A 1,537-nucleotide genomic window follows, 5' to 3' on the forward strand; every position below is an offset into this window, starting at 1 on the left:
AATGCGTGAAAAAATTTGGGTCAAAGCCTAAATCTATAATTATTTCTGCTCTCACAGTTGCTTTGCCTGCCTTATTATATTCTTTTAAAATTTTTCGGTTTAGTTTCAATTGATTGTCAACTTGATTAAAAAATTTTGGAGCCTGTTCTTGTGACAGTTTATAATGGTAAGCACTTTTACAATATTGATCACAATACTTCTTGTCCGATCTTCCCTTGAGTTCCTTATTACAGGACAGACATAATTTTTGAAGTTTCATATAAATGTAATTTTAAAAGTACATTATACGTATAATATTCGTATAGTATTCGATTATTTAAGTATTTAAATGTAATATTGGATAAAAGAAAAAGAATTTCACTCATAAATGGAAAAAACACTCACTTTAAAACATTTATTAATAAATAAACATCCTTGTATTGGTTTTCAATTTAATACCGATAAGGTCATCGAGGCACTAGTAAGAGAATTGCCTTCACCTAAATGGAGCAATAAGTTTAATATGCCTTATATAAATAACACTAAATCTAATCTCAATTTAGTTTTCGAAAAATTCAGAGGTGTAGCATGGGTCAATTGCAACTATTTTTTCAAAGATAAAATTCTTAATCATAATAATGAAAAGATAGATATATCTTGGTTTAGAAAACGTATTTCGAATGATAATCACAGACAATGTCCTGAAGTATATTTACAAAAATTAGAACTTAAAAAATATGCTAATAGCACTGTAAAAAGCAATGTTTTTTGTTTTGAAAAATTCATTAATTATCATAAAGGTATTAAGTTGATAAATATAAATGAAAATGATATCAGTGACTATCTTCAAACATTAATACAAGAAAAACGTTCAAATTCATATATTAATCAAACTATAAATGCCATCAAGTTTTATTATGAAATTGTATTAGGCATGCCAAATCGATTTTATGAAATTGAAAGACCTATTAAGGAATTTAAGCTACCAAATGTGATATCTAAAGAAGAAGTGTTTTCTATTATTAAACATACTAATAATATCAAACATAAATGTATTGTAAGTCTATTATATTCAGCAGGTTTAAGAAGAAGTGAATTATTAAATCTCAAGCTTGAAGATATCGACAGCAAAAGAATGCTCATAAAAATAAAACAGGCCAAAGGCAATAAAGATCGATATTCTGTTCTTAACAAAAGCGTTTTAAACGATTTAAGAACCTATTATAAAACTTACAATCCCAAATCTTATCTATTTGAAAATTCTATATCTGGTAAAAAATATAGTGTATCAAGTGTACTAAGCATTGTTGTAAATGCTGCAAAAAAAGCAAATATTAAGCAGCGTGTCACTCCACATATGCTTCGACATATTTTCGCAACTCACCTTTTAGAAAATGGTACTGATTTAAGGTACATCCAAATTCTAATGGGTCATAACTCTACCAAAACGACAGAAATTTACACACATGTTGCTACAAATACTTTTATCAAACTTAAAGATTTACTAACTTAGCGACATAATAGAAATAAAGTTAATATAGACTTTATTCCTACGTTA

General features: G+C 27.0%; 1 protein-coding gene and 1 pseudogene. One reads left to right on the forward strand and one right to left on the reverse strand.

The features are described from left to right. A pseudogene (locus tag D3P13_RS21735) lies at nt 1-259 on the reverse strand (hypothetical protein); the annotation flags it as partial. A gap of 108 nt (nt 260-367) precedes the next feature. Between D3P13_RS21735 and D3P13_RS21740 the strand changes: the two are divergent. Then, nucleotides 368-1,492 (forward strand): tyrosine-type recombinase/integrase, encoded by a 1,125-nt coding sequence (locus D3P13_RS21740; protein ID WP_117885810.1) that lies wholly within the window; start codon nt 368-370, stop codon nt 1,490-1,492. Nucleotides 1,493-1,537: the final 45 nt, after the last annotated feature.

Origin of the sequence: Aureibaculum luteum, from assembly GCF_003449015.1 — a bacterium.
Classification (GTDB): Bacteria; Bacteroidota; Bacteroidia; order Flavobacteriales; family Flavobacteriaceae; genus Aureibaculum; species Aureibaculum luteum.

Excerpts from the sequence above, each read along its gene's own strand:
- D3P13_RS21740 (WP_117885810.1), top strand. The coding sequence starts at position 368 with ATGGAAAAAACACTCACTTTAAAACATTTATTAATAAATAAACATCCT.